This window comes from Neobacillus drentensis NBRC 102427 (assembly GCF_001591445.1).
GTDB lineage: Bacteria > Bacillota > Bacilli > Bacillales > Cytobacillaceae > Neobacillus > Neobacillus drentensis.
In genome coordinates, this window is sequence record NZ_BCUX01000001.1 from 54,615 (window position 1) to 67,648 (window position 13,034).

A 13,034-nucleotide genomic window follows, 5' to 3' on the forward strand; every position below is an offset into this window, starting at 1 on the left:
AAAATATAGATTTGTTTGAATACCCGGCCAAGTGCCGGGTAATTTTTTTGTTTTATGGAATTAGTATACTTCTTCAAATCCCTGTCAATAACAATACCAATTAAGAATTTAAGAGGTGTTATGATTGAAGGGAATTTATTTTATTAATGATCGGATTTGTATAAATGGACTTACGAAACAGGAAAGCCTTACATTTCAAGAACAATCCTTGAAAAAATTTATTAACGACCAAAACATTCAAGTAGTAAAGTTTAACCCTTACCAACTAAACGATTTTTACACAATTCCACATGCCTTGTTATACGACTTAAAAAAGGAAAAAGTGCAAGTCGATTGTCTTTTGTATTACTCATCACAGGTAATTGAAGATTTTATTTACAGTTATCCAGCTAAATGGCTTATATTGAAAAGCTTCTTCAAGGAACTCATCACTGTTGAGAAACAAAATGATTTAAATATTCCTGAAGTAGTTTAATCCGATGAACTTTTTGCTTGTTTTCGATAAATGAAAACAAAGTTAATGACGAAAATAATGAGGACATAAATGCCGTATAAGCCAAAAGCATAAAGTTTGTTATTACTAAATGTTGCACCCGCATACGACAAAAGAAGAATATTAGGGATCTTTCCGATTAGGGAGGCCGTTAAAAAAGTTAGCCATTTCACCTGACTTAATCCACAAATGATATTGACAACCGGTGCTGGAATGACCGGGATTAAGCGGCAAGTTAAAATGGCTAAAAAGGAATTTCTGTTTAGAAACTTATCGTACTCCTGAACTTTTGGATACTTCATCAGTTTTTCCTGTGCAAAATCACGAAACCCATACCTAGATATGAAGAAGAAAACCATCGTTCCTGCCATTGCACCTGTTAATGAAATAAGCATTCCTTGAGCTGTTCCAAATACTGCTCCAATCATTCCTGCTAAAACAGGAAATGGGATGACGGGAAAGAAGACACAAATAGCAACAAATAACATGCTAATGATAATGGATAAGGCTCCGCCCTGTTTAACCAGGAATAATAGTTCATCCTTTTGCAATAACCCAATCGCAATGATAATCAGCAAAATGCCTATACTTAAAATTCTTTTAAACATCCGAGAACCCCATTCACTTCATTCAATTTAATAACCTCATCATACTATATTATTTATTTTGAAAAAAATAAAAAGGGCTATTCCTTGGAATGGCCCTTTTAGATATCTATTAAAATGCCGTTCTCGCACCAAGGTATTTAGGTTTCCAATAGGTATTTGACATATCTGCAATCGATACACCCTTAGAACCCGCTTGAATAAATTGATTGTTTCCTAAGTAAATTCCTACATGGGTAGGTCCTGGTGCATACGTTTCAAAGAATACCAAATCTCCTGGATTCAGGGTGCTTACTGCTTTCAGACCCGACCACTGAGTTGCTGCTGTTCGTGGAATGGCTATACCAACTCTATTAAAAACATAACTTGTTAATCCGCTGCAATCAAAACCTGCCGGCGTATTTCCGCCCCATAAATAAGGGGTACCTATGTATTTTTTTGCTTCATCGATCACCATTTGCGCCTTTGACACTGTTGGTGAAGGCACTGGAGCTACTGTCGAACCAGAAGATACTTTCAAAACTTGTCCGACATAAATCATATCTGTTGTAAGATTATTCAGTGATTTAAGTTGAGCTATAGTAAGCTTGTAGCGGACTGAAATTAGATAAAGTGTATCCCCTTTTTGAACCGTATAGGTCGATGCTACAAGTTCGTGGCTATGTGGTGCTAATAGTGATAGCTTCTGATTTACATAGATAGCATCACTTGTTAGGTGATTCCAAGTTTTCAAGTCTGCAATTGGTATTTTATTTGTTTGCGAGATTTTCCAAAGGGTATCCCCCGATTGTACCGTATAGATGTTTTCGTGTGCACTAGCAGAACCACCAAATGTGCTAAACAAGAGCCCGGCTGTTGCTGCGAATGATAGTAGATGTTTTTTCATCGTCGCACTCCTTCATTTCCTTTGTGTGTAGTTACATCATAAACGACCAATAAGGAATGAATAAATACCAAAGATATGGCTTTCTTGTTAAAAAAAGTAAATACCTGTAATGAAAACCATTAAAATATTAAAATAATTTAACTTTAACTCTCAAATCTTAGGTTAGTAATGTAGAAATATTGTAACAATACTTCCATGCACTGTCGGATGATAAACCTATAATTAACCTATAGAAACTTTCTTTATAGTTTTATAAAAATACTAATGAAATTTAGGTGATGATGATGCAAGGAATCGGAAAAGGACATCCACATGCTATGGGGCATCCTCATGGAATGCGAAATGTTATAGATTATGATAAAAATCCGTTTATCGTTATTTGGGAAGTAACCAGAGCTTGTCAACTTAAGTGTATTCACTGCCGTGCAGATGCACAGCTTACTCCAGACCCTCGTGAACTATCACATCAAGAAGGAATTAACCTAATCGATCAGATTTATGAAATGGATAACCCTATGCTCGTGTTTACAGGCGGGGATTGTATGATGCGTGAGGACCTTTATGAGCTTGCAGATTATGCAATCAAAAAAGGCATGCGCGTTTCGATGACACCAAGTGCCACTGATAATGTAACAAAGGAAAAAATGAAACTTTTCAAAGATGTAGGCTTATCACGTTGGGGCTTTAGCTTAGACGGCCCAACACCTGAAATTCATGACCATTTCCGCGGTACTCCTGGGTCATTTGATCTGACTGTTGAAAAAATTAAATATCTTAATGAATTAGATATGCCGCTCCAAATAAATACTGTAATCTCACGTTGGAATTACGACTCACTAGAGCAAATGTCAAAACTAGTTGCTGAACTAGGTGCTGTTATGTGGTACATTTTCTTACTTGTTCCAACAGGCAGAGGACAAATGGATGCATGTATTTCCCCTGCTGAGCATGAAAAGGTGTTTCGTTGGTTGTATGAATTAAGCAAAACTGCTCCATATGATATTAAAACGACCGCGGCACAACATTACCGCAGAGTTGTTTTGCAGCAAAAAACGCGTGACCAGTTAATTGAAAAAGGTGAAATACACTACGAAGACTCGATCACAACTGATTTTGCGTCCATGCATGACGGATTAAAACGTGCTCCAAAAGGTGTAAATGACGGCAACGGCTTTGCATTTGTCTCTCATATTGGAGATGTTATGCCAAGTGGATTACTACCGATCGTTGGTGGTAACATCCGTGATACCCCACTGGCAGAAATTTATCGAGAAGCAAAAGTATTTAAAGATTTACGTCAGCCTGATAACTACAAAGGCAAATGCGGCGTATGTGAATATAACAAAATGTGTGGTGGTTCCCGTTCACGTACCTATGCAGTAACAGGAGACTATATGGAAAGCGAACCATTCTGCGTTTATATCCCACAAGCGATGCGGAATAAAGAAACTACTCCAACCGTTTAAAATTATCTAAAGAAAGAGGTACTCCTTCATTTCAGGAGTGCCTCTTTCTTTATAAATTCGTCAATTGATGGTATTTTAATCCTAAACGATAACAACCTATGAAAGAATGGTCAAATATGAGAAGGAGCTATTATGTTAAGAACAATTGCTGTAAATAAGAAGTTCGAATTGGTTAAGGATGTTACAATCTTGGAATTATTAAACGGGGATTTCCAATGGTTCTGGATAGATTTTGATATGCCCACAGATGAGGAAATTGAATTCCTTCGTGACCCACTTCGGTTTCATCCATTAGCGATTGAAGATTGTATGCATAATCTTCAAAGACCAAAATTGGATTATTATGAGGACCATACTTTTTTTGTGACACAGTCGTTAAATCAACAAACGATGACAAGAGAAGAAATTGATTTTTTCCTTGGTGAGAATTATATCATCACTTTTCACCGCCAACCTTCTTCTGAAATTGATGAGATGTGGAAACGATTTAACTTATCAACAACTATAGAAAAGTGGGACCCCTCCCATGTTTTATACTTTATTCTCGATAAAATGGTGGATAATTATTACCCGCTTGTTTATCAAATCGAGGATATGTTAAATGAAATTGATGAGAATTCTAAAGGGAGAACGATGGAGGCACTACTTGAGGATTTGTTTGTCACAAGGCATCACCTTTTATCTTTACGACATACGATTACACCGATGCGTGACCTAATTTATCGAATTCTGAACTCTGAGCGAATGACTTACATAAATGGAAAAAGAGAATACTTTTCAGATATTCATGATCATTTACTGAAGTTAACAGAGATGATTGAGGCAAACCGTGAACTGACCACGGATATCCGTGACAGCTATATCTCACTTAACTCACATCAGACCAATCATGTCATGAAGGTTTTAACTGTCATTACCACGATTTTCATGCCGCTTACTTTCATCGCTGGACTGTATGGGATGAATTTTCATTATATGCCTGAACTAACATGGAAATATGGATATTTTGCCACGCTTATCCTGATGGTTTTAGTTGCGATTGGCATGTCCCTTTGGTTTAAGAAGAAGGGTTGGTTTAAATAAGAAAAGCGCAATCGCCCTGTTTTTAGACACATCATTTGGTCTTTAGGTATAATAGAAACGTATGAACAATCTGAAAGGGGTATAGCTGTGCACAATACAAATCCACAAGAAACGCTGAAATTAATTACTGACTTGGTATCCATTCCAAGCCCTTCAGGAAATACAAATGAAGTAATTACCTTTGTAGAAAAATTCCTATCTGAATTACAAATTAAAACCTATAGAAACCGGAAAGGCGGATTAATTGCCACAATCGATGGAAAAGATTCAAGCAAGCATCGGATGCTGACGGCGCATGTCGATACACTCGGTGCGATGGTAAAAGAGGTAAAAGCAAATGGGCGTTTGAAGATTGACTTGATTGGCGGTTTTAAATATAACTCGATTGAAGGCGAATATTGCCAAATCGAAACAAGCAGCGGTAAAAAATATACAGGGACTATTTTGATGCACCAAACATCTGTCCATGTTTATAAAGATGCTGGAAAAGCAGAACGAAATCAGGAGAATATCGAAATTAGAATTGATGAAAAAGTACATAACGCAGCGGAGGTTCATGCTCTTGGAATTCAGGTTGGTGATTTTATCTCGTTTGACCCTCGTGTAGAAGTAACTCCGAGTGGCTACATTAAATCTCGCCATTTGGATGACAAAGCAAGTGTGGCCATTCTTCTTCAATTAATAAAGCAAATTAAGACTGAAAACCTGACCTTACCCTATACCACCCATTTCTTAATTTCTAATAATGAGGAAATCGGCTACGGTGGGAATTCGAATATCACACCAGAAACGGTGGAGTATTTAGCCGTCGATATGGGTGCAATGGGCGACGGACAGTCGACTGATGAGTATACAGTTTCCATCTGTGTGAAGGATGCTAGTGGACCTTATCACTATGAATTGAGGAAAAATTTAGTTCGTCTAGCAGAAGAGAACAAAATCGATTATAAACTAGATATTTATCCCTTCTATGGTTCCGATGCTTCAGCAGCAATTCGATCGGGCAATGATATCGTCCATGGTTTGATAGGACCTGGTATCGATTCATCCCATGCATTTGAACGAACACACGAGTCATCTATTGAAAATACAGCCAAACTGCTGTATCATTACGTGCAAGCTGAATTAATCCAATAGGAGATGAAAGTATGTTTTCAAATATTGGTGTGCCAGGATTAATTTTAATCTTAATCGTAGCTCTAGTCGTTTTTGGTCCAAACAAACTCCCGGAAGTTGGCCGTGCGTTTGGTAGATCTTTACGAGAATTTAAAAAAGCCACCGAAGGCATTGCAGATGATATAAAGGAAGAAATAAAAGAAGACATCAAAGAAACTCAACAAGGTACAATTAATTTAAAGAAGTAACCTTAGCTACAGAAAACATCCCCTCCAACAGATTGGAGGGGATGTTGTTTTATTTATTTTTTGCAAACGCTTGGAGTTGATGTATTAATTTTTGCCTTGATTTTGGATTACGTAGTAAATAGGCAGCCCCAAGTGCAGCAGTGGTCATCATTATATTCTTCCTTCTCATTACTTCTTCAGTAGTCCTTTGATTTTTTCATTGTGTTGTTTCATTTGATCTAACAATTGATTTAGAAGGATTGCAGCCTTCTTATTATCCTTCTTTTCCACGGCATTTCTTAATTCATGGAACGTTCTCCAATGTGACATTTCTTTTCCGCCATGTGCTTGTTTAATAAATTCTTCTTTGGTTATCTTTCCAGCATCAAATTGTTTTTTTAGTTTTTCGATTTTTGCCATTTTTTCTTTTTTCCATTGCTCACGTTTTCCTGCATTTCCTGGACTCATCCATTGATCGCTTAAAGTTTTCTTTTCAGCAAGAACTGTTGTCCACTCCCCTTTTTTATCAGGAGTATACTGGTCAACCCAAGAAAGAAGCATCTTCTCTCTTTCTGCCATCTTTGCTTGCCAATCTTTATGCATCATATGATGATGACTGCCCTCTTTACAATCACAAGGTGCTTTTTCCCTCTGCTCTCCATTAGTGGCGTCAGGCACGGACGTATGATTTGCCGCAGCCAATCCAGGCGCAGACAATAATAGTCCTAATGATAAAAGTAACATTTTAAATCTCATAATTATCTCCTTCCAATCCTTTAAATTAGTAAAATAAACCTTTCTTTAACGGTACGGAATTATCATTCCCAGTTCTCTAAAAAAAATTTACCAAATGGACAAATATTTAGTAAAAAACCACTTGAGATTTCATGCGAATTATCGTATCCTATGAATATAGAACATATGTGAAGTATTTCACAAGATAATCAGGGCGTTCGCTCTTATTTTTAAAATTATATATGTGAAATGTTTCACAATAAAAAAGAGAAAATACTTTTTAAAAGTGTTAGGAGTGGGAAGTTTTGAACAAACCAAAAATTGTAATCCTAGGTGCCGGATACGGCGGAATTATCACAAGCAAGAAATTAGAGAAGCTACTTAAATCTGGTGAAGCAGATGTTACATTAATTAATAAACATGATTATCATTACATTACAACACAATTACATAAAACAGGCATTGGGACAGCTGCGGATCGTCAAATCGCGATGTCCATTCCTGAATTAATCGATATAAGCAAAACTCACTTTTTAAAAGCTACAGTAACCCATGTGGATACAGACAACCAAGAAGTTCAACTTGAAGGCGGTGAGACAGTCAACTATGACTATCTATTAATTGCTTTAGGATTTGAAGGTCAAACATTTGGCATTCCCGGTGTTAAAGAGAATGCATTTGAACTTCGCAGTTTTAGAAGCTCAAAGGCGATCTACCACCACATCAAAAAACAACTTAACCTTTATAAAGAAGATCAAGACCCTTCTCGTTTAACATTTGTCGTTGCCGGTGGAGGGTTCACAGGAATTGAATTACTTGGAGAATTAGCTGATGGTCTTCCAAAGCTATGTAAAGAACACAATGTTCCTTTTGAAAAAGTAAAGATAATCGGTATTGAGGCAGCGCCATCTGTTATTCCGTTTTTTCCTAAACAATCCGTTGAATATACGACAGAAGTATTGCGCAAGCTGAATATCCAATTAATTACATCCACAAAAATACTTGGCTGTACAGCTGATAAAATTATCCTTGAAAATAATATCGAAGTTCCTGCTAAGACCTTAGTTTGGTCATGTGGCGTTCAAGGAAACACCATTGTCCAAAAATGGGGTTTACCAATTGAAAAAGGGAAACTTGCTGTCGATTCTTATCTTCGGGTTAAGAATACGAAAAATGTTTTTAGTATCGGAGACTGCTCTTTATTCATGAAGGATGATAAAACCTCCTTGGCTCCGACTGCACAAGTGGCTTTGCAGCAAGCGCCTGTCTGTGCAAAAAACATCGTTGCTTCACTAAGAGGTGAATCATTAACTTCCTTTGAATATCACCACAAAGGCTCTGTTGCTTCCATTGGACTTTCTGCCGGAGTTGGAAAAGTAGGTACAGTCCGTTTATCAGGCTTGATTGGAGCCTTTATGAAACTAGTTATCGAAGCCCGCTACCTGTTTAATCTTGGCGGTCCTTCATTAATACTCAAACAACACTTTGGTGTAAACAGAGAACAGGTAAAAGTTACTGTGAAACAGTAACCTTACCCTTAAAATCGCATACTTCCCTTCCAGCCGGGTTACCCTCCCCTACTGGAATTTGAATAGAATCATCCCTAAGTAAATAATGCCTTCAATCCCCCAATTTAAGGCAAACAGCCCCATTCCAGCTTTCTAGAGTGGGGCTGTTTTTACCTATATCAACTAAATATCTAGAGCCATTCTAATAGTTCGATTCGATTTCCAAATGGATCATGTACATGAATTCTGCTCGCCCCGGGAAGAAGATCGTCTTCTGTAAAAGTAATTTCTTTATTCCGAAGATTTGCTTTTAATTCCTCGATATTTTCAACCATAAAAGCCGGATGTGCTTTTTTAGCAGGTGAAAATGGTTCCTCTACACCGATATGAAGTTGAAAGGTTCCAAATTCAAACCAAACACCGCCGCGTTTCTTTAATTCAGCAGGCTTTTCTACTTCAGTTAACCCCAGAATTCCACTAAAAAATTCCCGTGCTGCCTCTTCACAACCCTTTGGTGCAGCTAGCTGGATATGATCGATCTTTTTTATTGCAAATGACATAAATATTCCCCCATTTGTCAATTCTCCTCTTTCATATTCTATAAATTTTTTAATATTCTTTCAAGTTAAAATTTTTTAAAAAAGGCTATTCCCGTCGAGACAGAAATAGCACTTCTTTAATACACATCTCTTCTAGTAAAAACAAAAAATGAAACGAATAAAGCAACTGCCCACCATACAAATAGGGTCTGAATGGAAAATGATAGGTTCATCCCTTCAATCGGTGGGGCTGTTCCTTTCATATAATCGGTTAATCGTAAATTAACCATAAAAAAGTACTTAGCTGATTCCCATGAGGATACCATGTTTGTTAGTATAGCTCCTGAGATTAATGAGGCGAGCATTACCCCCATTCCTGCTGCCGTACTGCGAATCAACACAGACAGCATAAAAGAAAGAGTACCTACGACGATAGAAACAAACCAGACCAATCCAAAATCCATTAATAAAAATTTCCACTGACCCATAAGTTTAACTTCTGATGTATTTAATCCTGTTTCAGTTACATTAAAGCCCGTCAGGATTGGCGCTCCCCATCCTTTGTAGCCGAACACTAAGCCAGAGATTAAATAAGAAAGAATTCCTGCGATCGCGATGATTAACGAAATGGCTAAGCAAAGAGTTAAATATTTACTTAAGAGCACTTTCCATCGTTTGACCGGCCTCGTCAAAAGCAGTTTAATCGATCCTAAACTGTGCTCCGATGAAACCAAATCACTGGCAATCACCATGACCATTAGTGGAATAAACAGATCAATGGAGTTCTCTAAGAAAATCCTCATAAATGTTGGTGCACCAGGCTCTGAAGGATTAATATCATGGTCGAGATAATATTGCTGCTGCTGTAAGGAAATTTGCAGCTGCTTCTTCCATTCGTCTGTGATTCTACTGCTGCTCAAGCGATTAGTTGTATCAACAATCTGCTGCTGTAATATTGTTCGCCAATCACTAGTCCCCAATTTTTCCCGTTGGGTTTGAACTTGTTTATATTGTGCATATGTAAATAACATGACAAGAACGCCAATAATAATAGCAATGACGATCAGACGCTTCTTAGCAATCAGTTTCATCATTTCATTTTGAATTAATTTATTCAATCGTATCACCCCCGGTAAGTTCGAGGAATAAATCTTCTAACACTGGCATCTTTCGATTCATTTCCGTCACAGCTATCCCTGCTTCAACTAATTGTTTATTCCAAAGTGGTATCTTTTCTTCATTATATTCCGTCAAAATGGCACCATCATCTGTTACATCAATTCCTGTAAGGGACCCTAATACTTCCTTGCCCTTCTCAAGCGGTTGAACATGCCAAATGACTCGTTCGCGATTTGCCAGCAGTTGATGAACCGTATCCGTTCGTATAATTGACCCTTTGGAAATGATCGCAACCCGGTCACATAATAGTTGAATTTCACTCAATAAATGGCTGGAAACTAAGACACTTAAGCCTTCCTCTTCTGCAAGAAAGCGAATAAATTGCCGCATTTCACGGATTCCTGCAGGGTCCAATCCGTTTGTTGGCTCATCCAGTATCAACACTTTCGGTCTTCCCAACAAAGCTTGGGCGATTCCAAGACGCTGCCTCATGCCTAAGGAATACGTCTTTACCTTATCATGAATTCTTTCCGTTAAACCAACAAGCTTAGTAACCTCTTTGATGCGATCATCCCCAACCCGATCGAGCATCCTGGCAAAATGAAGTAGGTTATTATAGCCGGAAAGATACGGATATAATTCTGGATTTTCTACAATACAACCAAGGTTTGTCATCGCTTCTTGGAAATTATCTTCTATATTAGCCCCACATATTTGAATAGTGCCGGATGTGGGTTTAATCAATCCGACAAGCATGCGGATTGTCGTCGTTTTCCCTGCGCCATTTGGTCCTAGAAAGCCAAATACCTCTCCTTCACGTAAATCGAAAGACAATCCCTTGATGATTTCTTTTTTTCCAATAACCTTTTTAAGATTCTTTACAGAAAGTGTGATTTTTTTCTCCATCAATTTCCTCTCCTTACCAGGTAAGCAATGAGGCTACCCGTTCGGCAATTAAACGGTATCCTTTTGAGTTCGGATGAAACTTATCAGAATACAAATAGTCATTAACCTTTAACTCAAATAAATCAAAGGTTGGTACAAATACAATTTTTGGAAAAGAGGCACTAACTTCAGCACTGTCATAATTCCAGTGACGGACCACTTTCGACATCTCTCTACCTTGGTCCAAATCAATAAACGGGTTATACAATCCAATGAAAAACACATTGGCCTTCGGATTATTTTTACGGATTTGTTCAAAAATAAATTTTAAATTGTTCAGGTATTTCTTTTCAATGGTTGCTATGTCACCTGTTTTAAAATCCATTAAAGCTTGGCCGCCACGGAACAAGTCGTTTCCGCCAATCGTTACCAGCACCATATCTGCTCTTTGAATTTGTCGCCCGACTTCCGTTTCCTGTACTTGCTTTCTTAGTGAGTTGGATCTTTGCCCGTTAATGCCAAGGTTTGTAAGCTGGACAGGACGCTTAGTTTTTCCCTTGATTTCATCGATCAAGACACCAACATAGCCCTTGCCGGTTTCATCACCAGTTCCTCTCGTTAATGAATCGCCCAAGGCTACGATGGTTAACCCTTTTTTATTTTCCACCTGGGAAACGGTTTTTGCTTTGGGAATTTTCTCTGGGGTTCCAGCATAATATTCACCTACAGCCCAGCCAAGTCCGATCAGCCAGAGCAGGCAAAATAATACAGCTATGCCCGTGATCGAACGTATCACATTCTTATTCATTCATTTACATCCTTTCTGGCCACTTCTTCTATTTAAATTAAATCATAGTTGCGAGACGAATCAAACTTTCAATGCCTTTATATCGTGTGAAATATGTAAAGGTTCGATATTTGGTAACTTTTTATATATTTTCCCCAAAATAGAAATAAATAAAGCCGACTTCCATTTTTGGAAATCGGCTGTTTCTCTATTATTCTTCTAAATTCCCCATCGGGCCAAAAAATTCAAAGTGAATTTTTTCTTCGTTAACCCCTAGTTCCTTTAATGAACGATTAATAGCCTTCATAAACGGAACAGGGCCACAAAAATAAAAATCTGCGTCCTTTGTATCGATTTTTTCATTCAGCCAATCACGTGTTACATAGCCTTCAACATCAAAGCGATTATTCAGACGATCCTCTTCTGTCGGTGAATCGTAAAAGACATAGGAGGTTACGTTTTCAAGGGTTGATACCTCTTCAACTTCATCTCGTAATGCATGTACATTCCCATTTGCAGCTGCATGAACAAATGTTACCTTTCGTTCAGGCTGGACCTCAACGACTGTTTTCAGCATACTCATCATCGGTGTCAAACCAACGCCGCCGCTTAGTAACACAACTGGTGAATTTTTTTCAGTATCAAGCATGAAATCCCCTGCAGGAGCACTTACTTTTAATATATCTCCTTGGTTCACTCCATCGTGTAGGTAATTGGAGACCATTCCGTCTGGATTTTCCATTCCCGCTTCGCGCTTCACACTAATCCGGTAATAGTCTTTACCTGGCGCATCTGAGAGGCTGTATTGACGAATATGGGTGAACTTTTCACCAGCTATTTCTAGTTTAATACTTATATATTGACCAGGGGTAAAATCTGCAATTTTTTTATGATCTTCAGGTTTTAAGTAGAAAGAGGTAATTTCTTCACTTTCGACTACTTTACGATCAACTATAAAGTTGCGGAAGCCCTCCCAACCACCTTGTTGATTTTGCGTTTCATCATATAACTCTGCTTCTACACTGATAAAAACATCCGCGATTACTTGATACGCTTGGGCCCATGCATCGATAATCTCATCTGTGGCTGCATCGCCTAACACATCCTTAATCGCTAGTAAAAGGTGTTTTCCGACAATCGGGTATTGTTCAGGCTTAATCCCAAGGCTTCTGTGTTTTTGAGCAATTTGTTTTACTACCGGAAGAATTGCTCCCAGATTATCAATGTACATTGCTGCTGCATAGACTGTTCCAGCTAATGCCTTTTGTTGTCTGCCTTGTTTTTGATTGGCATGATTAAAGACATTTAATAATTCAGGATGATTACCAAACATTAATTGGTAAAATCGAGTCGTGATTTTTTCACCATGTTGTTCTAATACTGGGACAGTTGATTTGATGATTTCAATCGTTTTTTGATCTAACATTCATAACACTCCTTAAGTAATCACTATATCTACAGTGATTATATGAAATATTTCACAAACAATAAGTGATCTAAATCACACACAGTTATATTTGAATAATTCGAACTAGGGCAATAATAGCATTTTTTACCCTAAAAACTTCACAAAGTCTTCACATTT

General features: G+C 37.8%; 14 protein-coding genes. 6 read left to right on the forward strand and 8 right to left on the reverse strand.

The window, feature by feature from the left end:
* Positions 1 to 124 precede the first annotated feature (124 nt).
* On the forward strand, positions 125 to 475 hold the full coding sequence (locus tag BDR01S_RS00300; protein WP_066253521.1) for a hypothetical protein: 351 nt from the start codon (positions 125 to 127) through the stop codon (positions 473 to 475).
* Here the strand turns inward: BDR01S_RS00300 and BDR01S_RS00305 are convergent.
* Positions 472 to 1,101: a TVP38/TMEM64 family protein gene (locus BDR01S_RS00305; protein WP_066253518.1), complete on the reverse strand. Its 630-nt coding sequence runs from the start codon at positions 1,099 to 1,101 to the stop codon at positions 472 to 474. The two genes, BDR01S_RS00300 and BDR01S_RS00305, sit on opposite strands and share 4 nt — an antisense overlap.
* Before the next feature lie 109 nt (positions 1,102 to 1,210).
* On the reverse strand, positions 1,211 to 1,984 hold the full coding sequence (locus tag BDR01S_RS00310; protein ID WP_066253516.1) for a C40 family peptidase: 774 nt from the start codon (positions 1,982 to 1,984) through the stop codon (positions 1,211 to 1,213).
* Between the two features lie 284 nt (positions 1,985 to 2,268).
* On the opposite strand from BDR01S_RS00310, the gene BDR01S_RS00315 reads away from it, so the two are divergent.
* From BDR01S_RS00315 to BDR01S_RS00330, 4 genes are all read left to right on the forward strand, one after another.
* A complete protein-coding gene (locus BDR01S_RS00315; protein WP_066253513.1) occupies positions 2,269 to 3,450 on the forward strand; it encodes a TIGR04053 family radical SAM/SPASM domain-containing protein in 1,182 nt (393 codons plus the stop codon).
* Between the two features lie 132 nt (positions 3,451 to 3,582).
* The gene (gene corA / locus BDR01S_RS00320) at positions 3,583 to 4,533 is read left to right on the forward strand and encodes a magnesium/cobalt transporter CorA (RefSeq protein WP_066253509.1); all 951 of its coding nucleotides are present in this window, start codon (positions 3,583 to 3,585) and stop codon (positions 4,531 to 4,533) included.
* Positions 4,534 to 4,620: 87 nt separating this feature from the next.
* Positions 4,621 to 5,670, forward strand: coding sequence for a M42 family metallopeptidase (locus tag BDR01S_RS00325; protein WP_066253507.1), 1,050 nt, complete (start codon positions 4,621 to 4,623; stop codon positions 5,668 to 5,670).
* 11 nt (positions 5,671 to 5,681) lie between these two features.
* Positions 5,682 to 5,897, forward strand: coding sequence for a twin-arginine translocase TatA/TatE family subunit (locus tag BDR01S_RS00330; RefSeq protein WP_066253501.1), 216 nt, complete (start codon positions 5,682 to 5,684; stop codon positions 5,895 to 5,897).
* 168 nt (positions 5,898 to 6,065) lie between these two features.
* Here the strand turns inward: BDR01S_RS00330 and BDR01S_RS00335 are convergent, their stop codons facing one another.
* The gene (locus BDR01S_RS00335) at positions 6,066 to 6,632 is read right to left on the reverse strand and encodes a hypothetical protein (protein WP_066253498.1); all 567 of its coding nucleotides are present in this window, start codon (positions 6,630 to 6,632) and stop codon (positions 6,066 to 6,068) included.
* A 284-nt stretch (positions 6,633 to 6,916) separates the two neighbouring features.
* On the opposite strand from BDR01S_RS00335, the gene BDR01S_RS00340 reads away from it, so the two are divergent.
* Positions 6,917 to 8,140, forward strand: coding sequence for an NAD(P)/FAD-dependent oxidoreductase (locus BDR01S_RS00340; RefSeq protein WP_066253495.1), 1,224 nt, complete (start codon positions 6,917 to 6,919; stop codon positions 8,138 to 8,140).
* Positions 8,141 to 8,310: 170 nt separating this feature from the next.
* On the opposite strand, the gene BDR01S_RS00345 is transcribed toward BDR01S_RS00340, so the two are convergent.
* The 5 genes from BDR01S_RS00345 to hmpA all read right to left on the reverse strand — a co-directional run bounded on the left by BDR01S_RS00345 (position 8,311) and on the right by hmpA (position 12,875).
* Positions 8,311 to 8,679: a VOC family protein gene (locus BDR01S_RS00345; protein ID WP_066253492.1), complete on the reverse strand. Its 369-nt coding sequence runs from the start codon at positions 8,677 to 8,679 to the stop codon at positions 8,311 to 8,313.
* Positions 8,680 to 8,795: 116 nt separating this feature from the next.
* Positions 8,796 to 9,776, reverse strand: coding sequence for an ABC transporter permease (locus BDR01S_RS00350; protein ID WP_066253489.1), 981 nt, complete (start codon positions 9,774 to 9,776; stop codon positions 8,796 to 8,798).
* Positions 9,769 to 10,683, reverse strand: coding sequence for an ABC transporter ATP-binding protein (locus BDR01S_RS00355; RefSeq protein ID WP_066253485.1), 915 nt, complete (start codon positions 10,681 to 10,683; stop codon positions 9,769 to 9,771). Before BDR01S_RS00355 ends, BDR01S_RS00350 begins: the two co-directional genes overlap by 8 nt.
* 13 nt (positions 10,684 to 10,696) lie before the next feature.
* On the reverse strand, positions 10,697 to 11,470 hold the full coding sequence (locus BDR01S_RS00360) for an SGNH/GDSL hydrolase family protein (RefSeq protein ID WP_066253484.1): 774 nt from the start codon (positions 11,468 to 11,470) through the stop codon (positions 10,697 to 10,699).
* Between the two features lie 190 nt (positions 11,471 to 11,660).
* Positions 11,661 to 12,875 (reverse strand): NO-inducible flavohemoprotein, encoded by a 1,215-nt coding sequence (gene hmpA, locus BDR01S_RS00365; protein WP_066253480.1) that lies wholly within the window; start codon positions 12,873 to 12,875, stop codon positions 11,661 to 11,663.
* Positions 12,876 to 13,034: the final 159 nt, after the last annotated feature.

Coding starts and splice junctions, on each gene's coding strand:
- BDR01S_RS00310 (WP_066253516.1), bottom strand. CDS start 1,984: ATGAAAAAACATCTACTATCATTCGCAGCAACAGCCGGGCTCTTGTTT.
- hmpA (WP_066253480.1), bottom strand. CDS start 12,875: ATGTTAGATCAAAAAACGATTGAAATCATCAAATCAACTGTCCCAGTA.
- BDR01S_RS00330 (WP_066253501.1), top strand. CDS start 5,682: ATGTTTTCAAATATTGGTGTGCCAGGATTAATTTTAATCTTAATCGTA.
- BDR01S_RS00345 (WP_066253492.1), bottom strand. CDS start 8,679: ATGTCATTTGCAATAAAAAAGATCGATCATATCCAGCTAGCTGCACCA.
- BDR01S_RS00305 (WP_066253518.1), bottom strand. CDS start 1,101: ATGTTTAAAAGAATTTTAAGTATAGGCATTTTGCTGATTATCATTGCG.
- BDR01S_RS00335 (WP_066253498.1), bottom strand. CDS start 6,632: ATGAGATTTAAAATGTTACTTTTATCATTAGGACTATTATTGTCTGCG.
- BDR01S_RS00355 (WP_066253485.1), bottom strand. CDS start 10,683: ATGGAGAAAAAAATCACACTTTCTGTAAAGAATCTTAAAAAGGTTATT.
- corA (WP_066253509.1), top strand. CDS start 3,583: ATGTTAAGAACAATTGCTGTAAATAAGAAGTTCGAATTGGTTAAGGAT.
- BDR01S_RS00315 (WP_066253513.1), top strand. CDS start 2,269: ATGCAAGGAATCGGAAAAGGACATCCACATGCTATGGGGCATCCTCAT.
- BDR01S_RS00360 (WP_066253484.1), bottom strand. CDS start 11,470: ATGAATAAGAATGTGATACGTTCGATCACGGGCATAGCTGTATTATTT.